Consider the following 25,935-nt stretch of genomic DNA (forward strand, 5'->3'; position numbering starts at 1 on the left):
TCCTTATGCGAACGGGAAGTTGACGATGCCCTTGGCCACGAGCCTGACGTAGAGGTCGGCACCCATCACCGAGAACATCGAGGCCCACGCGAGGGGCTGGTGCTTGGCGTTGAGCTTCGAGACGAATGTCCAGGCCTTGTAGCGCACCGGGTGCCGGGAGAAGTGGTTCAGGCGGCCGGCGGTGATGTGCCGGCACGAGTGGCAGGACAGCGTGTACAGGTTGATCAGCACCGCGTTGAGGATCAGGATCCAGGTGCCGAGCCCGGTCGGCGTGTGGATGAGCGCGAGGACCGCGTCGTAGGCCAGGATCAGGCCGATGGCGATCGCCGCGTAGAAGAAGTAGCGGTGGATGTTCTGGATGATCAGCGGGAACCGCGTCTCACCCGTGTACTTGCCGTGTGGCTCCTGCACCGCGCACGCCGGAGGCGAAAGCCAGAACGAGCGGTAGTAGGACTTGCGGTAGTAGTAGCAGGTGAGCCGGAAACCGCCGGGCAGGCCCAGGATCAGCAGGCCGGGCGGCAGGGTGTACCAGTCGCCGAAGGGCGCCAGCCCGAGGAAGCGGGCCCCCTCGGGACAGGACGTCGCCAGACATGGCGACGAAAACGGGGCTATGTACTCGCTCGGCGCGTAGTAGTAGCTGCCGTCGAAGATCGCCCACACGCCGTAGACAAGGAATGAGCTGAGCCCAAGAAAGGTCAGCAGCGGGGCCAGCCACCAGTTATCGGTGCGAAGCGTGCGCACTTTGATCTGCGCGCGCTGTCTCCTTACCGGGCTTTCAGGCGTCGTCTGGGTCATCGCGGACCTCTCCACCTCCCGCGGACCCTGCTCGCCTGGGGTCCGGGTTCGAGTCGCTGAGCGCGCGGCGTCTCCGCTCGGGCGCGCATTTGGTGGGGGATACGTTACGACGACGGCATCACGTTTTGTGAGAAGGGTCACTCACTTTTTCGATGGCCCTGTGTGATTCCTGTCACGTCCGCACGTCAGAGGCGGTGTCCTTGGTTCGGTAGCTTCACTACGGTCACGAAAAAATTGTCTATTTGCCGGACAACCCGGATAAATTGGTCAAAATCTACCGGTTTGGTGACATATGCGTTTGCGTGGAGCTGGTAGCTGCGGATGATGTCCTCCTCCGCCTCCGACGTCGTCAGGATCACCACCGGGATCGACCGCAACGTGGCATCCGCCTTCACCTCCTGCAACACCTCCATGCCGTCCATGCGCGGCAGGTTGAGGTCGAGCAGGACCAGGTCCGGGCGGGGCGCGTCCGCGTAGCCCTCCTCGCGGCGCAGGAAGGCGAGCGCCTGCTCGCCGTCGTTGACCACGTGCAGGCGGTTCTTGACCTTGTTCAGCTCGAAGGCCTCCCGGGTGAGGAGGATGTCGCCCTGGTCGTCCTCGACCAGCAGCACTTCGATCGGGATCATGCGTCCTCTTCCGCTTCCGGCAGGGTCCAGCGGAACGTGGCTCCCGGGCCTTCGCCGTCGGGGTCGAGCCAGAGCAGTCCGCCGTGGTACTCCACGATCTTCCTGCACAGGGCCAGCCCGATGCCGGTACCCGGGTAGACGTCACGCGCGTGCAGGCGCTGGAAGATCAGGAAGATGCGGTCGGCGTACTTGGCCTCGACGCCGATGCCGTTGTCGGAGCAGCTGAACTCCCACATGCCGTTGCCGGTGCGCCGCGCCCCGACGTGGATGCGCGGGGGGACGTCGGAGCGGAACCGGACGGAGTTCTCCACGAGGTTCTGGAACAGGCGGACCAGCTGTGACCTGTTGCCCACCACCTTCGGCAGGCGGTCGGTGGTGACGACCGTCTCGGTGTCCTCGATGGCGGCCGACAGGTTCTCCAGCGCCGTGTTCAGGGCCTCGCCGGTGTCGGTGACCACGCGTTCGCCGTGGACCCGGCCCACCCGGGAGAAGTCGAGCAGGTCGTTGATGAGGACCTGCATACGCTTGGCGCCGTCCACGGCGTAGCCGATGTACTGCTTGGCGCGGTCGTCGAGCTGCGGGCCGTACCTCTGCTCCAGCATTTGCGTGAAGCTGGCCACCTTGCGCAGCGGCTCCTGCAGGTCGTGGCTGGCCACGTAGGCGAACTGCTCCAGCTCGCCGTTGGAGCGACGCAGTTCGTCGGCCTGCTCCTCGGCGCTGCGCCAGCCCTCCAGGATGCGCCCGCGCATCGAGTCGACGTGGGAGGCGAGCTCGGCGAGCTCGGCGGGGCGGTCGACCCGCAGCCGGCGGTTGAAGTCGCCCGCCGCGATCTCGCGCACCTGTCCGGCGAGCTGGGCCATGGGCTTGAGCACGGCATAGCGGATCATGAACGTCAGCGCCACGGCGGCCACGAGGATGACGGTGAAGACCACGATGAGCATGGTGTTCAGCTGGTCCAGCCTGGCCACGACCTCGGGGCGCGGCTGGATCGTGCGGACCTGCTCCACCATCGTCAGCGTCACGCCGACGCCGGCGGCGTAGGCCAGCGCCATGACGACGCCGGCGGCGACGAACCAGCGGGCCACGGGCAGCCGGCCGAAGCCGGTGGGCTCCTTGGCCGGCGGCAGCGGATGAAGGTTCACGACGCTCTCCTCTGGACGAGGACCACGGCCAGGTCGTCGGTGAGGGTTCCGACGTGCCGGATCAGCCGGTCGAGGTCGACGTGGCCGTGCTCGCGCACCAGCTCCACGAGCCCGTCGACGCCCAGCTGGTCCTGCTCCACGGCCGCCTCGATGAGACCGTCGGTGTAGAGCATGAGGGACCACTCCTCGCCCAGGGGCACGTCGATGGCGTGCCATTCGGCGTCGTGGAAGATGCCCAGCGGCGGCCCCGACGGGCCCTCGCCGACGGCGGTGACCACGCCGTCGCGGATCAGCACCGGCGGCGGGTGGCCGACCACGCGCAGCTCGGCCTGGGTGAGATCGGGGGTGAGGGTGGCGGTGCAGAGCGTGGTGTAGATCTCCGGCGCCTTGCGCTCGACCCTGAGCAGCGCGTCCATCGTGCGCAGCAGGACGTCCCCGGTCTGGCCGGCCAGCACGAGCGTGCGCCAGGCGATGCGCAGCGCGACGCCGAGCGCGGCCTCGTCGGGGCCGTGCCCGCACACGTCGCCCACCACGATGTGCACCGAGCCGTCCCGGGTCTGCACGGTGTCGTAGAAGTCGCCGGCCAGCAGGGCGCTCTGGCTGCCGGGCAGATAGCGGGTGGTGTGCTGGATGACGTCCTCGCTCAGCAGCGGGACGGGCAGCAGGCCGCGTTCGAGCCGGGCGTTCTCCTGCGCGGTCGCCTCGGCCTTCACCAGCATCCGCTGGGTGTGCTCGGCACGCTTGCGCTCCATGGAGTAGCGGATCGATCGGGCCAGCAGCCGGGCGGTGATGTCCTGCTTGACCAGGTAGTCCTGGGCGCCGGCCTGTACCGCGGCGACGCCGACGTGCGCCTCGCTCATCCCGGTCAGCACCAGCACGGCGGCGTGCGGCGCGGCCGCCAGCACCTGCTCCAGGGCCTCCAGCCCGCTGGCGTCCGGCAGCGACAGGTCGACGAGCACGCACTGCACGTCGGCGGTGAGCTTGGGCAGGCCCTCGGCCAGGCTCCGCGCCCAGGTGATGCGCGGGGGCGCCTCCGCCTCCTTGAGCAGCTCCTCGACCAAGAAGGCATCACCGTCGTCGTCCTCGATGAGAACGAGGGTGAGCGTCTCAGATAGTGACGCCGTCACGCACTGCCCTCTCCACTGCCTCGTAGCGATCGCTGGTTCATTCTGCGATGAGCTCGACCCCTTGTGGAAGCGTTCCTTCGTGCGCGGCCTCGACGAGAAACGTCCGCAGGGTAGCGCGGAAAGCCTGGGCCGCGCGGGTCGGTTCGACGTCCTTGCGGTTGGCCAGCGCGATCGTGCGGCTCAGGCCCGGCGGCGCCAGCGGTGTGCCGGTCAGTCCCGGCCGCCCGTCGAGCACCATCGACGGCACCACGGCCACGCCCAGCCCCGCCTCCACGAACCGCAGCACCGCGTCCATCTCTCCGCCCTCGACCGCGAAGCGCGGCTCGAAGCCCGCCTGACGGCAGGCCGCGAGAGTGGCCTCGCGCAGGTCGTAGCCGCGCCGGAACATCACCATCGGCCGGCCGCGCAGGTCCTCGATCCGCACGTACGGCCGGCGGATCGCCATGTCGTCACCCACCGGCCCGGCCCGCCGGTGGCTGGGGGAGACGACGACCAGGTTCTCCCGCAGGATCTCCTCGGTGACCAGTGAAGGGTCGTCGTGCTGGAGCGGCGTGATGATCAGCGAGAGGTCGATCTGCCCGCGGGCCAGCGCCCTGACCAGGTCGCGCGAGCCGCCCTCCTCGACGTGGAGCCGGATGCCCGGATAGTCGCGGTGGAAGCGGGCCAGCGCGTCGGCCAGCAGCCCGGCGCACAGGGAGGGGGTGGCGCCCAGCCGTACGCGGCCGCGGCGCAGCCCTGCCAGCTCGGCCACCTCCTGCCGGGCGGTGTCGGCGTCGGCGAGCATGCGGCGGGCCAGCGGCAGGAGCGCCTCGCCCGCGGGGGTGAGCGTGACGTTGCCACGGGCACGGGAGAACAGCGGCGCGCCGAGTTCGGTCTCCAGGGCCTTGATCTGCTTGCTCAGCGACGGCTGGGCCACGCGCACGCTCTCGGCGGCCTGGGTGAAGTGCCTGGTCTCGGCTACCGCGACGAAATAGGCGAGCTGCTGCAATTGCATGATCTCCATAGCTTACGGCTATCGCCGGGCTGTGATTTTGCTCGCACGCGTGGTTTGTGGATTTTGCGGCAGCCGTACGAAACCAAGGGTCATAGCTTTTGGCTATGGAAACCAGATCCATGATGACTTGGACGGATCATCCCTGGATACCTAGCGTTCCAAGATGTGACTGCCACGATTGAGCGCGGGGCCGCGACGGCGCCCGTGAGTCCCCCCAAGACGGAAGCCGGGAAGACCCCTGCTCCGCCAACGCCCAAGAAGTCCCGCGGGTTCCTGAGCTCGTCGAACGGCAGGAAAGTCATCATGGCCGTCACGGGCGCCGTGATGGTGGGCTTCCTCGCCCTGCACATGCTGGGCAACCTGAAGATCTTCTACGGCCGGGATTCGTTCAACGAGTACGCGCACTGGCTGCGGACGCTGCTGCAGCCGTTCCTGCCGTACCGGGGAGTCGTGACCCTGCTGGAGATCGCCCTCTTCGTGGCCGTGGTCCTGCACCTGTGGGCGGCCATCACGCTGACCCGCCGCGCGCGCAAGGCCAGGCCGGTGAAGTACGTGGCCAAGAAGTCGCAGGCCACCGGGTACGCCACGCACATCATGCGCTGGGGCGGCGTCACCATCGCGCTCTACATCGTCTGGCACCTGCTCGACCTGACCTTCGGCGTGGTCAACCCCGCCGGGGTCAACTCCGCGCCCGCCGACCGCATGATCGAGGGCTTCCAGCCCGGCCGCTGGTGGGTCACGGCCATCTACGTGATCGCCATCCTCCTGGTCGGCCTGCATCTGCGCCACGGCATCTGGTCGGCCTTCCAGACGCTGGGCTGGGTCAAGGGGGAGCGCCGCCGGGTGGTGAAGCTGGGCGCGCTCGCGGTCTCGGCCGTGCTCGTGCTCGGGTTCCTCGCGCCGCCGCTGGCCATCATGTTCGGAGTAGTCAAGTGATCGAATACACCGAGGGCGAAGCCCTCCGGGACGCCAAGGCCCCGGAAGGCCCCATCGAGGAGCGGTGGGCCAAGCGGAAGTTCGCCGCCAAGCTCGTCAACCCCGCCAACAAGCGCAAGCTCAACGTCATCGTGGTCGGCACCGGCCTGGCCGGCGGCTCGGCCGCCGCGACCCTCGGCGAGCTTGGTTACAACGTCAAGTCGTTCTGCTACCAGGACTCGCCCCGGCGGGCGCACTCGATCGCCGCCCAGGGCGGCATCAACGCCGCGAAGAACTACCGCGGCGACGGCGACTCGATCTACCGGCTCTTCTACGACACCGTCAAGGGCGGCGACTTCCGCGCCCGGGAGTCGAACGTCTACCGCCTGGCCGAGGTCTCGGTGAACATCATCGACCAGGCCGTGGCCCAGGGCGTGCCGTTCGCCCGCGAGTACGGCGGCCTGCTCGACACCCGCTCCTTCGGCGGCGCGCAGGTCTCGCGGACCTTCTACGCCCGCGGCCAGACGGGCCAGCAGCTCCTGCTGGGCGCCTACCAGGCGCTGGAGCGGCAGGTGAAGGCCGGCACCGTCGAGATGTTCACCCGGCACGAGATGCTGGAGCTGATCGTCTCCGACGGCCGGGCGCGCGGCATCATCGTGCGTGACATGGTCACCGGCGAGATCGAGCGGCACACCGCCGACGCGGTCGTGCTGGCCACCGGCGGCTACGGCAACGTCTTCTTCCTGTCCACGAACGCCAAGGGCTGCAACACCACGGCCATCTGGCGGGCACACGAGCGCGGCGCGTACTTCGCCAACCCGTGTTACACGCAGATCCACCCGACCTGCATCCCGGTCTCCGGCGAGTACCAGTCGAAGCTGACGCTGATGTCGGAGTCCCTGCGCAACGACGGCCGCGTGTGGGTGCCGGTGTCCGCCGGCGACCAGCGTGCCCCCGGCGACATCCCGGACGAGGAGCGCGACTACTACCTGGAGCGCATCTACCCGGCCTTCGGCAACCTGGTCCCGCGTGACATCGCCTCGCGCGCGGCCAAGAACGTCTGCGACGAGGGCCGCGGCGTCGGCCCCGGCGGCCTGGGCGTCTACCTCGACTTCCGCGACGCGATCGCCCGCCTCGGCCGCGACGCCGTCGAGAAGAAGTACGGCAACCTCTTCGAGATGTACGAGCGCATCACCGGAGAGGACCCCTACACCCAGCCGATGCGCATCTACCCCGCCGTGCACTACACGATGGGCGGCCTGTGGGTGGACTACGACCTGCAGTCCACGGTCCCCGGCCTGTTCGTGATCGGCGAGGCCAACTTCTCCGACCACGGCGCCAACCGCCTGGGCGCGTCGGCGCTGATGCAGGGCCTGGCCGACGGCTACTTCGTGCTACCCACCACGCTGGGCGACTACCTGGCCAACGGCCCGTACGGTGAGGTCGACGAGGAGGCCGTGGCCGAGGCCGAGATCAAGGTACGTACCAAGATCGACCGCCTGATGGCCGTCAACGGCACCCGCACGCCGGACTCCTTCCACCGCGAGCTCGGCAAGATCATGTGGGACTACTGCGGCATGGAGCGCACCGAGGAGTCGCTGCGCAAGGCCCTGGACCTGATCCCGGCCCTGCGCGAGGAGTTCTGGCGCAACGTCAAGGTCAGCGGCACGCCCGAGGAGCTCAACCAGGTGCTGGAGAAGGCCGGCCGGGTGGCCGACTTCTTCGATCTGGCCGAGCTGATGTGCCTGGACGCGCTGGTGCGCACCGAGTCCTGCGGCGGCCACTTCCGCGCCGAGTCGCAGGACGCCGACGGCGAGGCGCTGCGCGACGACGAGCACTTCGCGCACGTCTCGGCCTGGGAGCGCACCCCCGACGGCCCGGTGCTGCACAAGGAAGCGCTCGAGTACGACTACGTCAAGATGAGCCAGCGGAGCTACAAGTAATGGATCTCACTCTCAAGGTGTGGCGGCAGAGCGGCCCCGGCGACGCCGGGCGCATGGTCACCTACCTGGCCAAGGACGTCTCCCCGGACATGTCCTTCCTGGAGATGCTCGACGTCGTCAACGAAAAGCTGATCCTGGAGGGCGACGACCCGATCGCCTTCGACCACGACTGCCGGGAGGGCATCTGCGGCATGTGCGGCATGGTCATCAACGGCGTGGCCCACGGCGAGCAGCGCGCCACGACGACGTGCCAGCTCCACATGCGTCACTTCGAGGACGGCGCCGAGATCACCATCGAGCCGTGGCGGGCCGCTCCCTTCCCGGTCATCAAGGACCTGGTCGTGGACCGCAGCGCCTTCGACCGCATCATCCAGGCGGGCGGCTTCGTCTCCGTCCCGGCCGGCTCCGCTCCGGACGCGCACGCGGTCCCGGTCCGCAAGGAGGACGCCGACGACGCCTTCGACGCCGCCACCTGCATCGGCTGCGGCGCCTGTGTGGCGGCCTGCCCGAACGGCTCGGCGTCGCTGTTCACCGCGGCGAAGATCACCCACCTGTCGCTGCTCCCGCAGGGCCAGCCCGAGCGCCTCAGCCGCGCCAAGGCGATGGTGGACCAGATGGACGCCGAGGGCTTCGGCGGCTGCACCAACACCGGCGAGTGCACGGCGGTCTGCCCGAAGGGGATCCCGCTGGACACCATCGCCCAGATGAATACCGAGTACCTGAAGGCCAGCAGGTAGCAGTCCGCGAGAAGGCCGCACGCCGGAGGGGGGTGCGGCCTTTTCCACACCCATGTGTGCACGGTGTACACTCAATGATTACAGTGTTCACTGGACTGGGGGCGGCATTGAACGTGGTCATCGTGGGGGCGTCGATCGGCGGGCTGACCGTGGCGGAGGTGCTGCGCCGCAGGGGGTTCGGCGGCACGATCACGCTCGTGGGGGAGGAGCGCCACCCGCCCTACGACCGTCCGCCGCTGTCCAAACAGGTCCTCACCGAGTCCTGGCCGGCCGAGCGCACCCGGCTGCTCAGCCGGGACGCGCTCGACGGGCTGGGCGTGGAGTGGGTGCTCGGGCGGCGGGCCGTACACCTGGATCGGGGCAGGCAGGTCGTGGGGCTGGACGACGGGCGGCGGCTGCCGTACGACCGGCTGGTGATCGCGACCGGCCTGACGCCGCGGCGGCTGCCCGGCCAGCCCGTCCTGGACGGGCTGCACACCTTGCGCACACTCGACGACGCGCTCGCGCTGCGTGGGGAGATGAAGGACGCCGGGCGGATCGCGGTGGTCGGCGCGGGCGTGCTCGGGTGCGAGCTCGCCGCCGCCGCGCGCACGCTCGGCCTGGAGGTGACGCTGGTCGAGCCCGCGCCGGCTCCCATGGCCCGCCACCTGGGCGCCAGGCTCGGCGCGCTCGTCGCGCGCACGCACCGGGGGCACGGCGTGGACGTGCGGGTCGGCACCGAGGTCCACGCCATCACCGGTACGGCCGGCCGCGTCGACGGCCTGGAACTGACCGGAGGCGAGAAGGTGCGCGCCGACCTGGTGATCGTCACCGCCGGCGCGGACCCGGCCACCGGCTGGCTCACCGGCAGCGGCCTGGACCTGAGCGACGGAGTCACCTGCGACGCCTACGGCCAGGCGGCCCCCGGCATCTACGCGGTCGGCGACGTGGCCCGCTTCCCGGCGGGCCGCGTGGAGAGCCGGACGAACGCCACGGAACAGGCCGTGGCCGTCGCGGGCAACATCCTCGGCGACGAGCGGCCGTTCTCCTCGATCCCCTACTTCTGGACCGACCAGTACGACGTGAAGCTCCAGATCCACGGCCGGATCGGCCACGACGACCGGATTCGATGGATCGAGGGCGAACCCGGCGCCGGCCGCTGGGTCGCGCTGGCGGAGAACGGCGACGAGGTGACCGCGGCCATCGGCTGGAAGCACGCCAGGGGCGTCCGCCTGGCCCGCGAGAGGATCTCCGCGCTCAGCCGGTGAAGGCGGCCGTCGCCGCGACCCGCTCCCGCCACAGCTCCTCGCCCTCCGGCCCCCAGCCGGCGGCGAAGGCCAGCAGCGCCCGGCAGCGCTCCAGCATCGCCGCGTGCCGCTCCGGCCACTCGGGCACCGGCCCGCCGTAGGACTCGAAGAAGTACGGCAGCGCCTGCTCGTGCTCGGGATGGTGGGTCTTGATGATCCACTCACACCACGCCAGGTCCTCGACCGGTTCGCCGCGGTGGGCCCACTCCCAGTCGAGTACCGCCGCGGTCTCGTGCGTCATCGGATCGATGATCAGGTTGTTGGGGCCGTAGTCGCCGTGGACCAGGACGCGGCCCCGGGCCGCGGGCATGGCGTGGATGGCGGCCAGCGTCCGCCCGCAGGCGGTCATGACCTCCTTGGCCAGGCCTTCGTCGAGGAGATCCTGACCATGGATGCCCGCGACGAACCGGGTGGTCAGGCTGGTGTCGCTGACCGACTGCACGGCGGGCACGGGCACCCGGCCGCGCATGCGGCGCAACATCTTCCGCTCGGTTTCCAGCCGTTCCGCGGCGCCCGGACCCAGGTAACACTTCACGACGAGAGCGCCGTCGCCGAAGGTGCTGTTGGTGTAGCCATGCCTCACAGGGATTGATTCTGGCGCAGTCGGCTCCGGTAGACGATGTATGGGCGGAACAAGTACCCGACGGGTGCCGACAGCGCGTGCACGAGCCTGGTGAACGGGAACAGCCCGATCATCACCATCCCGGCGATGACGTGCAGCTTGAAGAACACCGTCGCCTCGGCCATCGCCTCGGCGTCCGGCCGGAACACGAAGACGCTGCGGAACCACGGCGAGACCGAGTCGCGGTACTCCGCGCCGGTCATCGTGGCCACCAGCCCGGCCAGCACGGCCACCGCGAGCGCGACGTACATGACCTTGTCGTTGACGGTCGTGGCGCGGAAGACCGGGCCATTGCGCCGCCTGCGGTAGATGAGCAGGGCCAGGCCGGCGAGCACGGCCAGCCCGGCGAGGCCGCCGAAGACGCGGGCCAGCAGGTGGTAGGCGTGGTCGGACAGGCCGATCGCCTCCGTCCACGAGGCCGGGATGAACAGGCCGATCACATGCCCGGCGATCACGAACACCAGCCCGTAGTGGAACAGCGGCGAGGCGATCCGCAGCAGCCGCGACTCATACAGCTGCGACGAGCGGGTCGTCCAGCCGAACTTGTCGTAGCGGTAGCGCCAGAGCAGCCCGCCGGCCAGCACCACCAGCGTCACGTAGGGCGTGATCACCCAGAAGAACGTCTCGCCGTAGTTCACCGGTACACCCCCACGGACTCGGCGGGCGGGCCGTCCTGCGCCAGCTTGGCCGCCGCCGCCCGCTGCTCCGCGGTCGGCTCGGGCAGGGCGCCGCGCACGCCGTCCAGCACGATCGTGTACGGCGAGCCGTACCCGTCCAGCGCCGAACGCAGCAGCTCGATCCCCACCCGGTGCTCGGCCAGCAGAACGGCGCCCGCGGCGTCCAGCGCGGCGAACTCCAGCATCACCGGCAGGAAGTCCGGCAGCTCGTCGTCCATCAGCTCCCACCCGGCGGCCCGGTAGCGGCCCTTGAGCGCGGCCAGCGACTCGCCGCGCCGCCGCGTGTCGCCGTCGGCGTAATAGGTGAGATAGAGGCAGCAGCGCCGTTTGAGGTCGAACATCTCGACGTAGTGCGCGGCCAGCTCGCCCGGCCCCATGGCGTGGATGGCGGTGGCGAACCCCGGAAAGTACGGCGCGGCGGCCCGCTCGATCAGCGGCAGCCGTCCCCAGAACCGCTCGTCGGGGTAGGCCAGCAGGTGCGCGGCGGCCTGCCAGGTCACAGCCTTGTTCATGAGGCCTCGCCCTTCTTCGGCGGGAACAGACCCGCGGGTTTGCCCCTGCCGTCCCAGTTGAGGAGGTTGACCCGCTCGCGGGTGGTCTCCTCGCCGGTCTGGCGCTGCTTCAGCCCGTGGAAGCTCTCGATCGACACCGGCACCGGGCGGCCCGAGCCCTCCCCGAACGGCCCCGCCATCCCCGGCCCGCCGTCGTAGTCGAGGCTGCAGCCGATCTCCTCCACGGCCCCGGGCGTCTTGGAGTAGGCGGACGGGATGACGTAGCGCTCGTCGTAGCGTGCCAGGGCCAGCAGCCGGTACATGTCGTGGATGTCCTCGGCCGACAGCCCCGAGTGCGGCAGCTCGGGCTCCTCGCCCAGGTTGACGGCGCGCATGTACGAGCGCATGGCCGCCAGCCGCCGCAGCGCCGCCGTCACCGGCACCGGGTCGCCGGCGGTGAACAGCTCGGCCAGGTACTCCACCGGGATGCGCAGCGCCTCGACGGCGGCGAACAGGTTGTCGGCGTCCTCGCCGTCGTACCCGGAGCCGGCCAGCGCGTCCACGACGGGCGACAGCGGCGGCACGTACCAGACCATCGGCAGCGTGCGGTACTCCGGATGCAGCGGCAGCGCGATCCGGTAACGCATGATCAGGTCGTACACGGGCGAGCGGCGGGCCGCCTCGATCCAGTCGTCGGGCAGCCCGGAGGCGGCCACGGCCGGGTCGTCCGGGTCGACGAAGAGCGACAGCTGCGCCTCGTACAGCTCCTTGTCGTCGGCGATGCTCGCCACCTCGCCCACCCGGTCGGCGTCGTAGAGCATGACACCCAGGTAGCGCAGGCGCCCGACGCACGTCTCCGAGCACACGGTCGGCAGCCCGACCTCCACCCTCGGGTAGCAGAACGTGCACTTCTCGGCCTTGCCGGTGCGGTGGTTGAAGTAGATCTTCTTGTACGGGCAGCCGGTCACGCACATCCGCCAGCCCCTGCAGCGGTCCTGGTCCACCAGGACGATGCCGTCCTCCTCGCGCTTGTAGAGGGCGCCGGAGGGGCAGGAGGCGACGCAGGACGGGTTCAGGCAGTGCTCGCAGATGCGTGGCAGGTAGAACATGAACGCCTGCTCGAACTCCAGCTTCACCTGGTCGCCGACCTTGCGCAGGATCGGGTCGGCCGACGGGTCGCCGCCGAGGTTGTCGTCCCAGTTGGCGCTCCAGCGGATCGCCATGGGTTCGCCGCTGATCAGCGAGCGCGGCGGCGCGACCGGGATGTCGTCGCCGAGCGGGGCCCGGGTGAGGTTCTCGTAGTCGTAGGTCCAGGGTTCGTAGTAGTCCTCGATGTTCGGCATGAGCGGGTTGGCGAAGATGCCGAGGAGCTTGCGTACCCGGCCGCCGGCCCGCAGCCGCAGCCGCCCCTTGGCGTCGACCTGCCACCCGCCGCGCCACCGGTCCTGGTCCTCGTGGCCGCGCGGGTATCCCTGGCCGGGGCGGGTCTCGACGTTGTTGAACCAGGCGTACTCGACCCCCGCCCGGTTGGTCCACGTCTGCTTGCAGGTGACCGAGCAGGTGTGACAGCCGATGCACTTGTCGAGGTTCATCACCATCGCGAGCTGAGCCATGATCCGCATCAGTACGTCACCTCCTGCGAGCGCTTCCTGATCACCGTGATCTCGTCGCGCTGGTTGCCGGTCGGGCCGAGGTAGTTGAAGGCGTACGACAGCTGGGCGTAGCCGCCGATCATGTGGGTGGGCTTGATCAGCACGCGGGTGAGCGCGTTGTGGATGCCGCCGCGCCGCCCGGTCGCCTCCGACTTCGGCACGTCGATCACCCGGTCCTGGGCGTGGTGCATGTAGACCGTGCCCTCCGGCATCCGATGGGAGACGATCGCCCTGGCCACGACCACGCCGTTGCGGTTGGTGGCCTCGATCCAGTCGTTGTCGGCGGCGCCGATCTTCTCGGCGTCCCGGACCGACATCCAGATCACCGGGCCGCCGCGCGAGAGCGACAGCATGAGCAGGTTGTCCTGGTACTCGGAGTGGATGGACCACTTCGAGTGCGGCGTCAGATACCGCACCACCAGCATGTCCGCGCTTCCCTCGCCGAACAGGGCGGTCATGTCCAGCGGCGGCCGGTAGACCGGCAGGGCCTCGCCGTACTCGTGCATCCAGTCGTGGTCGAGGAAGAAGTGCATCCGGCCGGTCAGCGTGTGCCACGGCTTGTGGTGCTCGACGTTGATGGTGAAGGGGGAGTAGCGGCGGTCGTGCGACTCCTTGCCCGACCACTCCGGGCTGGAGGCCACGTGCGTGGGCCTGGTCTGGGTGTCGGCGAAGACGATGCGGTGGTCGCGGTGGACGAGCTCGCCGAAGTCGGTGCCGGTCCGCTCGGCGAGTTGCCCGAAGCCCTGGGCGGCCAGCCGCCCGTTGCTGACCCCCGACAGCGCCAGGATCGCCTCGCACGCCTTGGCCTCGGTGTCGAGCATCGGCCGTCCCTTGGCGATCCCGCGCGGCACCAGCCCGCACCGCTCGCCGAGCCAGACCACCTCCTCGTCGGGCATGAACACCACGCCCTTCACCGGCAGCCCCTTGCGTTCGGCCAGCGGGCCGAGCGCCGCCATCTTCTCGGCGACCGCGCCGTAGTCGCGCTCGACCACCACCAGGTTGGGCGTGACGCGGGCGGGCGCGCGCCCGCCCGGCTGGGCGATCTCGCCGGGCGTGTCGTGCTGGTACGGCAGCGCCACGACGTCCTTCCTGACCCCGAGCCGGTCCTTGGCCATGGCGCTGAAGGCCCTGGCGATCGCGTGGAAGGCGTGGAAGTCGCTCTTGGTCTCCCACGGCGGCGTGATGGCCGGGTTGAACGCGTGCACGAACGGGTGCATGTCCGTCGAGGACAGGTCGTGCTTCTCGTACCAGGTCGCCGCGGGCAGCACGATGTCGGAGAACAACGTCGAGGACGTCATCCTGAAGTCCAGCGTCAGCAGCAGGTCCAGCTTGCCCCGCGGCGCCTGCTCGTCGGGGCGCGGCAGGTTCGAGCGCGCGCCGAGCAGATGGTGCAGGAAGTACTCGTTGCCCTTGGCGCTCGACCCCAGCAGGTTGGAGCGCCAGAGCGTCAGCACCCGCGGCCAGTTGCGCGGGTCGTCCGGGTCCTCGGCCGCGTAGCGCAGGGTGCCGTTGGCGAGCTCCTCCTGGGCGTTCGCGACCGGGTCCGCCGCGTCGCCCAGCTCCAGCGGGTTGCGGTCGAAGGCGGGCGCCATCGGCATCCAGCCGTTCCTGACCGCGTCGGCCACCAGGTCGGCGGTGTGCCGGCCACGGAAGGCCCCGGGGCCGAGCGGGGAGCTCAGGTCGCCGGCGTCGAAGCGGTCGTAGCGCCACTGGTCGGTGTGCAGGTACCAGAACGGCGTGCCGGGCGTCTGCCGGGGCGGGCGCGACCAGTCCAGGCCGCCGGCCAGTTGCGCCCATCCGGTCTGCGGGCGGCACTTCTCCTGGCCCACGTAGTGCGCCCAGCCGCCGCCGTTGCGTCCCTGGCAGCCGGTCAGCATCAGCAGCGCCAGGAAGGCCCGGTAGATCGTGTCGCCGTGGAACCACTGGGTGGTCCCCGCGCCCAGGATGATCATGCAGCGGCCGCGGGTCTGCTCGGCCGTCGCGGCGAACTCCCTCACGATCTTGATCGCGCGCGCCGCCGGGACCTTGGTGATCGGCTCCTGCCAGGCCGGTGTGTACGGCTCCGACGCGTCGCCGTACCCGTGGGGCCAGCGGCCCGGCAGCCCGCGCCGGTGCACGCCGTACTGGGCCAGCATGAGGTCGAAGACGGTCGTGACCAGATGCCCGCCGATCCGCCTGGCCGGGACGCCGCGGGTCAGCGGGCCGCCGCCGTCGAAGCGGGGCAGCGCGATCTCCACGTTCTCCCCCGAACCCGCGCCGTACAACGTGAGCAGGGGTTCGGTGTCGAGCTTGAGGTTCCAGCGGCCCTTTCCCCGCTCGCCCCACCGGAAGCCGACCGAGCCGTTGGGCACGACCGGCTCGCCGTCCGCGCCCAGGAAGACGGTCTTCCACTCCGCCGACTCCTCCTGCGACCCCAGGTCGGCGGCGGTCAGAAACTTGTCCGGCACGTGGCGGCCGTCGCGTTCGGTCAGCGTGACGAGGAAGGGCAGGTCGGTGAACCGGCTGACGTACTCGGTGAAGTACGGCACCTGCCGTTCGACGAAGCACTCCCTCAGCAGCACGTGACCCATCGCCATGGCCAGCGCGCCGTCGGTGCCCGGGTTCACCGCCAGGAACTCGTCGGCGAACTTGGCCGCGTCGTTGTAGTCGGGGGCGACCACCACCACCTTCTGGCCCCGGTAGCGGGCCTCGGCCATCCAGTGGGCATCGGGCGTGCGGGTGACCGGGACGTTGGCGCCCCACAGCATCAGGTACGCGGCGTCCCACCAGTCGGCCGACTCGGGCACGTCGGTCTGGTCGCCGAAGACCTGGGGAGAGGCGACCGGCAGGTCGGCGTACCAGTCGTAGAAGCTGAGCATGGTCCCGCCGATCAGCGAGACGAAGCGGGCGCCGATCGCGTGACTGACCATGGACATGGCGGGGATGGGGGAGAAGCCGGCCACGCGGTCGGGGCCGTAGGTCTCGATGGTGTGGACGTGGGCGGCGGCGATCATCTCCGTGGCGAGGTCCCAGGTGATCCTGACGAGACCGCCTTGGCCGCGGGCGCGTTGGTAGGTCTCCCGCTTTTCCGGATTTGTCGTGATTTCGGCCCAGGCGGCTACCGGGTCGAGGCCGCTGCCGCGGGCTTCGCCGTACATCCTGACCAGGACGCCCCGCGCGTACGGGTAGCGGATCCGCGTCGGCGAGTAGGTGTACCAGGAGAAGGCGGCGCCGCGCGGGCAGCCGCGCGGCTCGTACTCGGGGCGGTCGGGGCCGACGCTCGGGTAGTCGGTCTGCTGGGTCTCCCAGGTGATGATGCCGTCCTTGACGTAGACCTTCCACGAGCACGAGCCCGTGCAGTTCACGCCGTGCGTCGAGCGGACCACCTTGTCGTGGCTCCACCGGTCGCGGTAGAAGGCGTCGCCCTCCCGGCCGCCGGACAGGTAGACGGTCCGCAGGTCCTGGCCCGTGACCGATCTGCGGAAGAACCGGCCGGTCTTCAGGAGGATGTCCTCCGCCTCACTCATACCCCCACTTCATCACACTCTGTAGCTACCTGTTACACAGGGTGTATGCGTGTGCGAAATCTTGTGCTGGCGACGGCGGCCTTCGCCATCACCTTTTGGGCGTGGAACCTCATCGGCCCGCTGTCCGGCAGCTACAGCAAGGCACTGCACCTGTCGCCGACCGAGACCTCCATGCTGGTCGCGATCCCCGTGCTGGTCGGGTCGCTGGGGCGGATCCCGGTCGGGATGCTGGCCGACAAGTTCGGCGGGCGGCTGATGTTCGCGATCATCTGCTTCATCTCGATCGTGCCGGTCGTGTTCGTGGGATGGTCGAACTCCTACGGCTCGCTGCTGTTGTGGGGGTTTCTGCTGGGCATCCCGGGCACCTCGTTCGCGATCGGGATCCCGTTCGTCAACTCCTGGTACGAGCCGGCGCGGCGCGGATTCGCCACCGGTGTGTTCGGGGCCGGGATGGGCGGCACCGCCTTGTCCGCATTTTTCACGCCACGGCTGGTCGAATCGCTGGGCCGTTCCACGACACACCTGATCATGGGCGCCGCGCTCGCCGTCATGGGCGTGATCATGCTGCTGGCCAGCCGCAACTCGCCCGCGTGGCAGCCCAGCACCGAGCCCGCGCTGCCCCGCATGAAGGACGCGATGAAGATCAAGGCCACCTGGCAGTGCGCCTTCCTGTACGCGGTCGCGTTCGGCGGTTTCGTCGCGTTCTCCACCTACCTGCCCACGCTGCTGCAGAACGTCTACGAGTTCGCCCAGACCGAGGCGGGCCTGCGTACCGCCGGGTTCTCCATCGCCGCCGTGATCGCCCGCCCGCTCGGGGGCATCTCCTCCGACCGGATCGGCCCGATCCGGGTGCTGACGATCTCCTTCGCCGGCGCCCTCGCCATGGCCGTCGTCCTCGCCTTCAAGCCGCCGCTGGAGATCCCCGCCGGGGTCAGCTTCGTGCTCATGGCCTTCTTCCTCGGCCTCGGCGCCGGCGGCGTCTTCGCGCTCGTCGCCAAGCTCGTCGAGGCCTCGCGGGTCGGCACCGTCACCGGCCTCGTGGGCGCCGCCGGAGGGCTCGGCGGATACTTCCCGCCACTGGTCATGGGCGCTGTCTACACCGCGACCGGCGCGTACACGATCGGCTATCTGCTCCTCGCGCTGACCGCCCTGGCGGCCCTGCTCTACACCCTCCGGGGGTTCAGAAAATGATTTGCCTGGTCAGGGTGGCTTTGACAGCCTAGTCAGGCTATGCGCTCCCTGCCTGAAGCCGATCCCGGCACCCCTGACATACGCACGCCCTTCCGCTACCTGCTGTGGAACGCGCTGCGGCAGAAAACCGCGCTCGCGATCGGCATCGGCTTCGCCACCCTCTGGTGGCTGGGACAAGCGCTCGTCCCCGCGGTCCTCGGCAAGGGCGTCGACGCCGTCACCGCCAAGGACACCCGCGCGCTGCTGATCTGGTCGGCCGTGATGCTCGGGCTGGGCCTGCTGCAGGCGTTCGCCGGCATCATGCGCCACCGCTTCGCCGTCTACAACTGGCTTGCCGCCGCGTACCGTACCGTCCAGCTCACCACCCGCCACGCCACCCGTCTCGGCGCCACGCTCCCCAAGCGGCTGTCGACCGGCGAGGTCATCAGCGTCGGCAACTCCGACATCGCGCACATCGGCAGCTCGATGGACATCCTGCTGCGCGGCACCGGCTCGGTCGTGGCGATCGTCACCGTCACGATCTACCTCATCTCCACCTCCCTGCCGCTCGGCCTGCTCGTGCTCTTCGGTGTCCCGCTCATGGCCGTCGCCGTCGGCCCGCTGCTCAAGCCGCTGCACAAGCGCCAGAAGGCCCACCGCGACCTGCAGGGCGAGCTGTCCACGCGCTCGGCCGACATCGTCTCCGGCCTGCGCGTCCTGCGCGGCATCGGCGGCGAGCAGGTCTTCTCCGGGCGCTACCAGGAGGAGTCGCAGCGCGTACGCCACGCCGGCGTCCGCGTGGCCGGCATCGAGTCGCTGCTCGAAGGCGCCCAGATCCTCCTGCCCGGCGTGCTCATCGCCGTCGTCACCGGCATCGGCGCCTCCTTCGCGCTCGGCGGCCAGATCACCGCGGGACAGCTCGTCGCCTTCTACGGCTACGCCGTCTTCCTCATCGGCCCCATGCGCACCCTCACCGAGGCCGCCGACAAGCTGACCAAGGGCCACGTGGCCGCGCGCCGCGTGGTCCGGATCCTGTCGATGGAGCCCGAGGTCGGCGGCGGCACCGGCGCCTCGGAAGGCGGCGTCCTGCGCGACTCCTACAGCGGTGTCACGCTCCAGCCCGGCACCATGACCGCGCTGGCCGCCCCCACGCCCGAGCAGGCCATCGAGGTCGCCGACCGCCTCGGCCGCTACACCCACGGCGACGTCACCTTCGGCGGCGTCGACCTGGCCGAGCTGCCGATCCCCGAGGTCCGCGAGCGCATCCTGGTCGCCGACAACGCCGCCCGCCTGTTCTCCGGCCGCCTGCGCGACGAGCTCGACGTACGCGGACACGCCTCCATCGACGAGGTACGCCACGCGCTGCGGACCGCCTGCGCCGAGGACATCGTGGACGCGCTGCCCGAAGGCCTCGACACCGTGGTCGCCGAGAGCGGCCGCGAGTTCTCCGGCGGCCAGCAGCAGCGGCTGCGCCTGGCCCGCGCCCTGGTGGCCGACCCCGAGGTGCTCATCCTCGTCGAGCCCACCAGCGCCGTCGACGCCCACAGCGAGGCCCGCATCGCCGAGCGGCTCGCCAAGGCGCGCGCCGGCAAGACCACGCTGATCTGCACCACCAGCCCGCTCGTGCTCGACCGCACCGAGCACGTCGTCTACCTGGAGGACGGGCGCGTCCACGCCGAAGGCCCGCACCGCGAGCTGCTCGCCACGTCCAGCGCCTACTCGGCGACCGTCACGAGAGGAGAGGACTGACATGGCTGCGGAGCGAACCCGACGCAGCGAACGGAGTGGAGGGCCGAGGTACGAGGCACTCCGCGGAGTGAGTGAGGAGCGGTGAGCGACAAATGAGCAGAGAGATCCTGCCGGTCGCCGACCAGAAGCAGGTCCGTGCCTACGCCCGCCGGCTGACGCTCAAATATCCGCGCCAGCTCTCCGTCGCGCTCGCGCTGCACGGGCTGGCCGCCGTGTCGGGCCTGGCCGTGCCGTGGCAGCTCGGCACCCTGGTCCAGGACGTACAGGACGGCGCCCCGGTCAACGTGTGGCTCGTCGGCCTGGCGATCGGCGGCTTCCTGCTCATGCAGGCGTTGCTGGTACGTTTCGCCGTGCTCGCCTCCTCCCGGCTGGGCGAGCGGGTGCTGGCCGAACTGCGCGAAGAGTTCGTCGACCGGGTGCTCGGGCTGCCGCTCTCCACCGTCGAGCGGGCGGGCTCCGGTGACCTGATCACCCGTACGTCACGGGACGTCGACTCGCTGTCCAGGACGGTGCGGCACGCCGTACCGGAGACACTGATCGCGGTCGTCACCTTCACCATCACCGTCGGCGCGCTGCTGCTGGTCAGCCCGCTGCTCACGCTGCCCATGCTGATCGCCGCGCCCATCCTGTGGATCGCCACCCGCTGGTACCTGCGCCGGGCGCGCGACGGCTACCTGCGCGAGAACGCGGCCTACGCCGACATGACCGAGGGCCTGGCCGAGACCGTGGAAGGCGCCCGTGCCGTGGAGGCCCTGGGCCTGCAGCGCCGGCGCGCCGACCGTACCGACCGGGACATCACCGCCTCCTACGCCGCCGAGCGCTACACCCTCGGGCTGCGCACGGTCTGGTTCCCCGCCGTGGAGCTCGGCTACGTGCTGCCCGTCGTCATCAGCCTGCTGATCGGCGGCCTGTTCTACATCAACGACTGGGTCACGCTCGCCCAGGTCACCGCCGCCACCCTCTACGCGCAGCAGCTCATCGACCCGCTCGACCGCTTCCTCATGTGGATCGACGAGCTCCAGGTCGGCGGCGCCGCCATGTCCCGCCTGCTGGGCGTGGCGAACGTGCCCGACGACCGCACCGCCACCGGCGCCCGGCCATCCGGCGAACACCTGGAGGCCGACGACGTCCGCTACGCCTACCGGCCCGGCCGGGACGTCCTGCACGGCGTCTCGCTGACCGTCGCGCCCGGCGAACGCCTGGCCATGGTCGGCCCGTCCGGCGCGGGCAAGTCCACGCTCGGCAGGTTGCTGGCCGGCATCCACGGCCCGCGTACCGGCGCCGTGACCGTCGGCGACGTCCCCCTGGTCGACCTCCCCCTGGACGACCTGCGCGGCCACGTCGCCCTCGTCACCCAGGAACACCACGTCTTCAAGGGCACGCTGCGCGACAACCTGCTCATCGCCCGTCCCGACGCCACCGACGACCGGGTACGGCAGGCGCTGGCGGCCGTCGACGCCCTCGACTGGGCGCTGGCCCTGGACGACGGCCTCGACACGGAAGTCGGCTCGGGCGGCCTGGCCATCTCCCCGGCGCAGGCCCAGCAACTCGCGCTGGCCCGCCTCGTGCTGGCCGACCCGCACACGCTCGTACTCGACGAGGCGACCTCCCTCATCGACCCGCGAGCGGCCAGGAACCTGGAACGCTCGCTGGCCGCCGTCCTGGAGGGCCGGACGGTCATCGCCATCGCCCACCGCCTGTACACGGCCCACGACGCCGACCGGGTCGCCGTGGTGGAGGATGGGACGATCAGTGAGCTGGGCAGCCACGACGAGCTGGTGGCTCAGGGCGGCTCTTACGCCGCCTTGTGGTCCAGCTGGCACGGCACCCCCGCCCCCCACTAACTCCCCCCACCCCCAACCCCCACCTCGGCCGTCCCGTCACACCGCGAGGGGGTGGTGTCCGACAGGGGTGAGCCCCGCTCCGGGTTCCGGAGCGGGGCTTGGGTGGTGGCCGCAGACGCCGGGCCGTACACGCTGATGGGTCAGGTGCGGTCGCGCAGGCGGTAGGCGACCGTGGAGACCCAGGCCAGTGCGAGCGACACCCCGATCGCCAGGGTGAGCGAGCCCATCCGGCCGCCGCTCATCGCCCAGCCGTTGCCCAGGATGACGGCCACGCCGGCCGCCCGGGAGACGATCGCGGAGGTGCGGTCGCCGGTGCGGGTGAAGCGGCGGCCCAGGACGAAGCCGGCGGCGGCCAGCGCGAAGAAGGTGATCGATCCGGCCGCCATGTGGGCGATCGCGTGCCAGCTCATCCCGGCCGGGGGGCCCGCCGGGGTGCCGACCGGGAAGCCGTCGCCGGCGTCCATGGGGAAGGCTCCGGCGGCGATCATCCCGATGCCGACGATGCGGATCAGGCGGGGTGTCCAGACGCCACCCGGCCGGCCGTGCAGCGCGCGCCGCAGGCCGGTCGCGCCGGCGATGAACAGCACGCCGACGGTGACGAAGGTGGCGATCTGGATCCAGCCGAGTTCGCCGGTGGCCAGCTGGCTGAGGGGGTGGCGGGTGAGGTCGAAGCCCGCGCGGGTGAACGCCTGGGCCAGGGAGACCACCACCCAGACCGGCGCGGCGAGCGCGGCGGCGGCCAGCAGCGTACGGGTGGTGACGGGGCCGGTGACGGTGGTGGTGGTCATGTCTCTGGTCCTTTCGGTGTCTTCTGCCTACGCGTCGCCCGGGGCATGTGACAGGGAACGCTAAGGTGTGCGGCATGAGGTTTTTGCTGACGACCGTGGGCCAGCCGAGGGCTGATGAGACGCTTCAGATGGAGATGGGCAAGTTCATCCAGGAGCTGACGGAGGCGGGCGCTCTGATCGCCACCGGCGGCATGGAGCTGGGCGGCACCCTGATCAAGTCGATCGGCGGCGAGATCACCGTCATGGACGGTCCGTTCACCGAGGCCAAGGAGATGGCGGGCGGATTCGCGCTGATCGAGGTCGGCTCCCGGGAGGAGGCGCTGGAGCTCTCCCGGCGCTTCTTCGCGATCATCGGGGATGGTGAGGGCAGGATGCAGCTGATCTACGGGTGACGGCCGCAGCCGCGGTCAGCGACGTCTGGAAGGCCGAGTCCGCGCGGATCATCGCCGGCCTGACGCGGATGGTCCGGGACGTCGGCCTGGCCGAGGAACTCGCCCAAGACGCACTGGTCGCCGCCTTGGAGCAGTGGCCGGACCAGGGCGTACCCGACAATCCCGGGGCTTGGCTCATGACGGCCGCCAAGCGGCGCGCCGTCGACCACCTGCGGCGCGTCGAACGGCAGGAGCGCAAACACGCCGAGATCGCCCGCACACTGGAGCAGGAGGCCGGCCGGGACGCCGAACCCGGCGGGGAAGCCGGGGCCGGTTGGGACGCCGAGCGCGGCGAGGGAGCCAGAGCTGGTTGGGACGCCGAGCTCGACGGGAACGCCGGGGCCGGTCGCGACGCTGAGCCCGTCGGGGCCGGTCGCGGCGCGGGGCTGTCCGGGGCGTTGGGGCTGGACGATGATGTTCTGCGCCTGATGTTCATTTCGAGCCATCCGGTCCTGCCCACCGAGGAACGGGCCGCGCTGACCCTGCGCCTGCTCGGCGGCCTGACCTCCCAGGAGATCGCGCGCGCCTTCCTCGTCCCCGAGCAGACCGTCGCCCAGCGCATCGCCAAGGCCAAGCGCACGCTGGCCGACGAGCAGATCCCCTTCGAACTCCCGCCCGGCCCCGAACTCGCCACCCGCCTGGCCTCCGTCCTGGAGGTCCTCTACCTGATCTTCAACGAGGGCTACTCCGCCACGGCCGGCGACGACCTGACCCGCCCCGCCCTCGCCCTGGAAGCCCTCCGCCTGGGACGCCTGCTGGCCGGTCTGGCCCCCGGCGAGGCCGAGGTGCACGGTCTCGTCGCGCTGATGGAGATCCAGCAGTCGCGCTCCGCCGCCCGCACCGGCCCGTCCGGCGAACCCGTCCAGCTCCACGAGCAGGACCGCGGCCTCTGGGACCGGGACCTGATCAATCGCGGCTTCGCCTCGATGCTGCGCGCCCGCCAGTCCGGCGGCCCCCTGGGTCCCTACGTCCTCCAGGCCGCCATCGCCGTCTCCCACGCCCAGGCCGAGAGCGCCGCCGAGACCAACTGGCCCCAGATCGCCGCGCTGTACGGGGCATTGGTCCGCTTGATGCCGTCTCCGGTCGTCCAGCTCAACCGCGCCGTGGCGGTGGGCATGGCCGAGGGGCCGGAGGCGGGGCTGGCCCTGATCGACGAGTTGACCAGGGACCCGGCCCTGAAGGACTACCACCCGCTGTCGGTGGTGCATGGCGATCTGCTGGCCCGGTTGGGGCGGCACGAGGAGGCCGGCACCCAGTTCGAACGCGCCGCCGCCCTGACCCGCAACGCCGCCGAACGCACCTTCCTCCTCAACCGCGCCACCACCGAACACCCGCCCACCACCAGCCAGCCCACCGCCCGCCACCCCGAGACCCTCGGGCCACACCCCGCGCCCGCGCCGCACGGTGCCACAGCGCCCGACGCTCCTGCGCCACACCCTTCCCCTGCGACCGCGACCGAGACCGCCCCCGCCCCCGCCCCCGCGACCGAGACCGTCACCGCCCCCGCCCCCGCCCCCGCCCCCGCGACCGAGACCGTCACCGCCCCCGCGACCGAGACCGCCCCCGCCTCCGCCCCCGCGACCGAGACCGAGGCAGTGCCTGGCGACACGACTAGGCCGCACGGTGTCACTGCGCCCGACACCGCCGCCGCCCCCCAAGCTCTGCCCCGACCGGACAGCACCACCCCACCCCAACGGGACCGCACCACCCCACCCCGACCGGACAGCACCAGCGCGCCCGTCGCCCTGCCGCGACCTGGCAGCCCTGCCACCCCCCACGTCCCGTCCGGGGTTGGCTCGGACCCGGTTGGAGGTGTGGCCAGGACGTTGGGGGAGTCGGTGGAGGGGTTTCTGGCGCGGGGGGATCTGGGGGCCGAGACGTTGCGGTCCTATGGGCAGACGTTACGCAGGCTCCGGCTGGACCTGGGGCCTCGCACGCCGCTGGGTGCGGTGGACGCCGCGAAGGTGGCCAGGGTGTTCGCGCTCGCCTGGGGTACGGCCGCGCCCAAAACCTGGAACCGGCACCGCGCCGCCGTACGCTCATTCTCGGCATGGGCCGCCATCCACGACCTCTCCACCGACCTGGAACGCAGGACGGAGAGCCGCGAACGGCGCCCAGCCCTGGACGGCCCCGGCCTGGAGGCCCTCTGGCGCCACCCGTCCCTGCGCGAGCGGACCCTGTGGCGCCTCATCCACGAGTCCGGCGCCGGCGCGAAGACCGTGCTGTCACTCAACGTCGAGGACCTGGACCTGGAAGCGCGCCGCGCTCGCGTGGGTCCGACGTGGATCACCTGGGGGTACGGCACCGCCGAACTCCTGCCCGTCCTGCTGGCAGGCCGTTCGAGGGGCCCGGTCTTCCTGGCCGACCGCAGACCCGCGCCGGCCCGCAGGCCGAAGCCCGCCGACCTGTGCCCGGAGACGGGCCGGGGCCGCCTGTCGTACGAGCGTTCGGAGTATCTGTTCAAGCAGGCCTCCGGCGGCTTCACACTTCATCAACTGAAAGTATGGAATAGAGCGTTCCGTTCTGATAGAGTAGAGTCATCGAACGAAAGCGAAAGGAACCCCCCATGACCGAGTGGAACATCCTCACCCAGGCCCACGCCGCCCTCCGCCAGGCAGTCGCCGGCGTCCCCGACAACGGCTGGCAGCTCCCCACCCCCTGCGCGGACTGGAACGTCACCCAGGTCCTCCAGCACGCCTCCGGCGACCAGCTGGGTTACGCCAGCTCCCTCACCGGCGGCCCCCACCCCGAGGATGACCCGTTCGCCCCCTCCGGCAGGCTGTCGGCCTCGGTGGCGGACACCCTGGAGCCCGCCCTGGAAGCCGCCGAGCAGGCCTGGTCCGAAGTGGCCGAGAACGCGGTGGACGTCCCCGTCCCGCTCCCGCCCTTCAAACTCCCCGCCCCGGTGGCCGTGGGCGCCTGCGCGCTGGACGCCGCAGTACACGCCTGGGACATCGCCATGGCCACCGGCCGCCCCTCCCCGCTGACCGCCGACCTGGCCCGCGACCTCCTCCCCGTAGCCCACCAGATCGTCGAAGGCCCCCGCGCGTACGGCATGTACGCCGCCGCCCTGGACGCCGAGGCCAACGACGACGCCGTGGCCACCCTCCTCCGCTACCTCGGCCGCAACCCCGCCTGGACCCCCACCCCCTGACCCCCCACCCCCAAGGCCGGAGAACCCCAAGTCCGGGGAACCCTAAGTCCGGGGAACCCTAGGTCCGGGGAACCCTAGGTCCGGGGAACCGAGGCCGCCCCGAAGCCAACGCCCGAGCAGCCGCGCGGCGAGGAACGGCGGGGGCGGGAGCCCGCGGGGCCCGGGACCGCAGGCGGCGGGACCGCAGGCGGCGGGAGGGGGAACCCGGGCCGGGAGAGGGAACCGCGGGCCGGGAGGGGCAACCGCGGGCCGGGAGGGGCAACCGCGGGCCGGGAGGCCAGCGGGG

21 protein-coding genes are annotated in these 25,935 nt (G+C 70.8%); 10 read left to right on the forward strand and 11 right to left on the reverse strand.

Features of this window, described 5'->3' with window-relative positions; genetic code table 11:
• Nucleotides 1-3: 3 nt before the first annotated feature.
• From ACIBKY_RS23035 to ACIBKY_RS23055, 5 genes are all read right to left on the reverse strand, one after another.
• Nucleotides 4-795 (reverse strand): hypothetical protein, encoded by a 792-nt coding sequence (locus ACIBKY_RS23035; RefSeq protein ID WP_397099170.1) that lies wholly within the window; start codon nucleotides 793-795, stop codon nucleotides 4-6.
• A 185-nt stretch (nucleotides 796-980) separates the two neighbouring features.
• On the reverse strand, nucleotides 981-1,421 hold the full coding sequence (locus tag ACIBKY_RS23040; protein WP_397099172.1) for a response regulator: 441 nt from the start codon (nucleotides 1,419-1,421) through the stop codon (nucleotides 981-983).
• Nucleotides 1,418-2,563 carry an ATP-binding protein gene (locus ACIBKY_RS23045; RefSeq protein ID WP_397099174.1) on the reverse strand — a complete coding sequence of 382 codons (1,146 nt, stop codon included), beginning with the start codon at nucleotides 2,561-2,563 and terminating at the stop codon, nucleotides 1,418-1,420. Before ACIBKY_RS23045 ends, ACIBKY_RS23040 begins: the two co-directional genes overlap by 4 nt.
• Nucleotides 2,560-3,690: a PP2C family protein-serine/threonine phosphatase gene (locus ACIBKY_RS23050; RefSeq protein ID WP_397099176.1), complete on the reverse strand. Its 1,131-nt coding sequence runs from the start codon at nucleotides 3,688-3,690 to the stop codon at nucleotides 2,560-2,562. Before ACIBKY_RS23050 ends, ACIBKY_RS23045 begins: the two co-directional genes overlap by 4 nt.
• 37 nt (nucleotides 3,691-3,727) lie before the next feature.
• Nucleotides 3,728-4,684 (reverse strand): LysR family transcriptional regulator, encoded by a 957-nt coding sequence (locus ACIBKY_RS23055; RefSeq protein ID WP_379610646.1) that lies wholly within the window; start codon nucleotides 4,682-4,684, stop codon nucleotides 3,728-3,730.
• 204 nt (nucleotides 4,685-4,888) lie between these two features.
• Here ACIBKY_RS23055 and ACIBKY_RS23060 point away from each other — a divergent pair, with 204 nt between their 5' ends.
• The 4 genes from ACIBKY_RS23060 to ACIBKY_RS23075 all read left to right on the forward strand — a co-directional run bounded on the left by ACIBKY_RS23060 (nucleotide 4,889) and on the right by ACIBKY_RS23075 (nucleotide 9,526).
• Entirely contained in the window at nucleotides 4,889-5,620 is a 732-nt protein-coding gene (locus ACIBKY_RS23060) for a succinate dehydrogenase cytochrome b subunit (protein ID WP_397099467.1), read from the forward strand.
• Nucleotides 5,617-7,542, forward strand: a complete 1,926-nt coding sequence (locus tag ACIBKY_RS23065) for a fumarate reductase/succinate dehydrogenase flavoprotein subunit (protein ID WP_397099178.1) — start codon at nucleotides 5,617-5,619, stop codon at nucleotides 7,540-7,542. Before ACIBKY_RS23060 ends, ACIBKY_RS23065 begins: the two co-directional genes overlap by 4 nt.
• Nucleotides 7,542-8,279, forward strand: a complete 738-nt coding sequence (locus ACIBKY_RS23070; protein ID WP_397099180.1) for a succinate dehydrogenase/fumarate reductase iron-sulfur subunit — start codon at nucleotides 7,542-7,544, stop codon at nucleotides 8,277-8,279. Before ACIBKY_RS23065 ends, ACIBKY_RS23070 begins: the two co-directional genes overlap by 1 nt.
• An 83-nt stretch (nucleotides 8,280-8,362) precedes the next feature.
• Nucleotides 8,363-9,526, forward strand: coding sequence for an NAD(P)/FAD-dependent oxidoreductase (locus tag ACIBKY_RS23075; RefSeq protein WP_397099181.1), 1,164 nt, complete (start codon nucleotides 8,363-8,365; stop codon nucleotides 9,524-9,526).
• Here ACIBKY_RS23075 and ACIBKY_RS23080 read toward each other — a convergent pair.
• The 5 genes from ACIBKY_RS23080 to ACIBKY_RS23100 are packed head-to-tail and all read right to left on the reverse strand — an operon-like array spanning nucleotide 9,516 to nucleotide 16,513.
• A complete protein-coding gene (locus ACIBKY_RS23080) occupies nucleotides 9,516-10,148 on the reverse strand; it encodes a phosphotransferase (protein ID WP_397099183.1) in 633 nt (210 codons plus the stop codon). The genes ACIBKY_RS23075 and ACIBKY_RS23080 overlap by 11 nt on opposite strands.
• Complete coding sequence (narI, locus tag ACIBKY_RS23085) at nucleotides 10,145-10,825, reverse strand: respiratory nitrate reductase subunit gamma (protein ID WP_397099185.1); 681 nt, start codon at nucleotides 10,823-10,825, stop codon at nucleotides 10,145-10,147. The genes ACIBKY_RS23080 and narI overlap by 4 nt, the downstream gene beginning before the upstream one ends.
• Nucleotides 10,822-11,376 carry a nitrate reductase molybdenum cofactor assembly chaperone gene (narJ, locus tag ACIBKY_RS23090; protein ID WP_397099187.1) on the reverse strand — a complete coding sequence of 185 codons (555 nt, stop codon included), beginning with the start codon at nucleotides 11,374-11,376 and terminating at the stop codon, nucleotides 10,822-10,824. Before narJ ends, narI begins: the two co-directional genes overlap by 4 nt.
• The gene (gene narH, locus ACIBKY_RS23095; protein WP_397099189.1) at nucleotides 11,373-12,977 is read right to left on the reverse strand and encodes a nitrate reductase subunit beta; all 1,605 of its coding nucleotides are present in this window, start codon (nucleotides 12,975-12,977) and stop codon (nucleotides 11,373-11,375) included. The genes narJ and narH overlap by 4 nt, the downstream gene beginning before the upstream one ends.
• Nucleotides 12,977-16,513, reverse strand: a complete 3,537-nt coding sequence (locus ACIBKY_RS23100; protein ID WP_397099191.1) for a nitrate reductase subunit alpha — start codon at nucleotides 16,511-16,513, stop codon at nucleotides 12,977-12,979. Before ACIBKY_RS23100 ends, narH begins: the two co-directional genes overlap by 1 nt.
• Before the next feature lie 45 nt (nucleotides 16,514-16,558).
• Here ACIBKY_RS23100 and ACIBKY_RS23105 point away from each other — a divergent pair, with 45 nt between their 5' ends.
• The 3 genes from ACIBKY_RS23105 (at nucleotide 16,559) to ACIBKY_RS23115 (ending at nucleotide 21,276) form a co-directional block, all read left to right on the forward strand.
• Entirely contained in the window at nucleotides 16,559-17,704 is a 1,146-nt protein-coding gene (locus ACIBKY_RS23105; protein ID WP_397099193.1) for a nitrate/nitrite transporter, read from the forward strand.
• 39 nt (nucleotides 17,705-17,743) lie between these two features.
• Nucleotides 17,744-19,432: an ABC transporter ATP-binding protein gene (locus ACIBKY_RS23110; RefSeq protein ID WP_397099195.1), complete on the forward strand. Its 1,689-nt coding sequence runs from the start codon at nucleotides 17,744-17,746 to the stop codon at nucleotides 19,430-19,432.
• 92 nt (nucleotides 19,433-19,524) lie between these two features.
• Nucleotides 19,525-21,276 (forward strand): ABC transporter ATP-binding protein, encoded by a 1,752-nt coding sequence (locus ACIBKY_RS23115; protein ID WP_397099197.1) that lies wholly within the window; start codon nucleotides 19,525-19,527, stop codon nucleotides 21,274-21,276.
• A 140-nt stretch (nucleotides 21,277-21,416) separates the two neighbouring features.
• Here ACIBKY_RS23115 and ACIBKY_RS23120 read toward each other — a convergent pair whose 3' ends face one another.
• Nucleotides 21,417-22,064 (reverse strand): DUF998 domain-containing protein, encoded by a 648-nt coding sequence (locus ACIBKY_RS23120; RefSeq protein WP_397099199.1) that lies wholly within the window; start codon nucleotides 22,062-22,064, stop codon nucleotides 21,417-21,419.
• A gap of 74 nt (nucleotides 22,065-22,138) precedes the next feature.
• Here ACIBKY_RS23120 and ACIBKY_RS23125 point away from each other — a divergent pair, with 74 nt between their 5' ends.
• From ACIBKY_RS23125 to ACIBKY_RS23135, 3 genes are read left to right on the forward strand one after another with little or no spacing between them, the layout of a single operon-like run.
• Nucleotides 22,139-22,456 (forward strand): YciI family protein, encoded by a 318-nt coding sequence (locus ACIBKY_RS23125; protein WP_397099201.1) that lies wholly within the window; start codon nucleotides 22,139-22,141, stop codon nucleotides 22,454-22,456.
• Complete coding sequence (locus ACIBKY_RS23130; protein WP_397099203.1) at nucleotides 22,453-25,065, forward strand: DUF6596 domain-containing protein; 2,613 nt, start codon at nucleotides 22,453-22,455, stop codon at nucleotides 25,063-25,065. Before ACIBKY_RS23125 ends, ACIBKY_RS23130 begins: the two co-directional genes overlap by 4 nt.
• Nucleotides 25,062-25,649, forward strand: coding sequence for a TIGR03086 family metal-binding protein (locus ACIBKY_RS23135; protein WP_397099205.1), 588 nt, complete (start codon nucleotides 25,062-25,064; stop codon nucleotides 25,647-25,649). The genes ACIBKY_RS23130 and ACIBKY_RS23135 overlap by 4 nt, the downstream gene beginning before the upstream one ends.
• Nucleotides 25,650-25,935 lie beyond the last annotated feature (286 nt).

Origin of the sequence: Nonomuraea sp. NPDC050394 (genome assembly GCF_044459065.1) — a bacterium.
Classification (GTDB): domain Bacteria; phylum Actinomycetota; class Actinomycetes; order Streptosporangiales; family Streptosporangiaceae; genus Nonomuraea.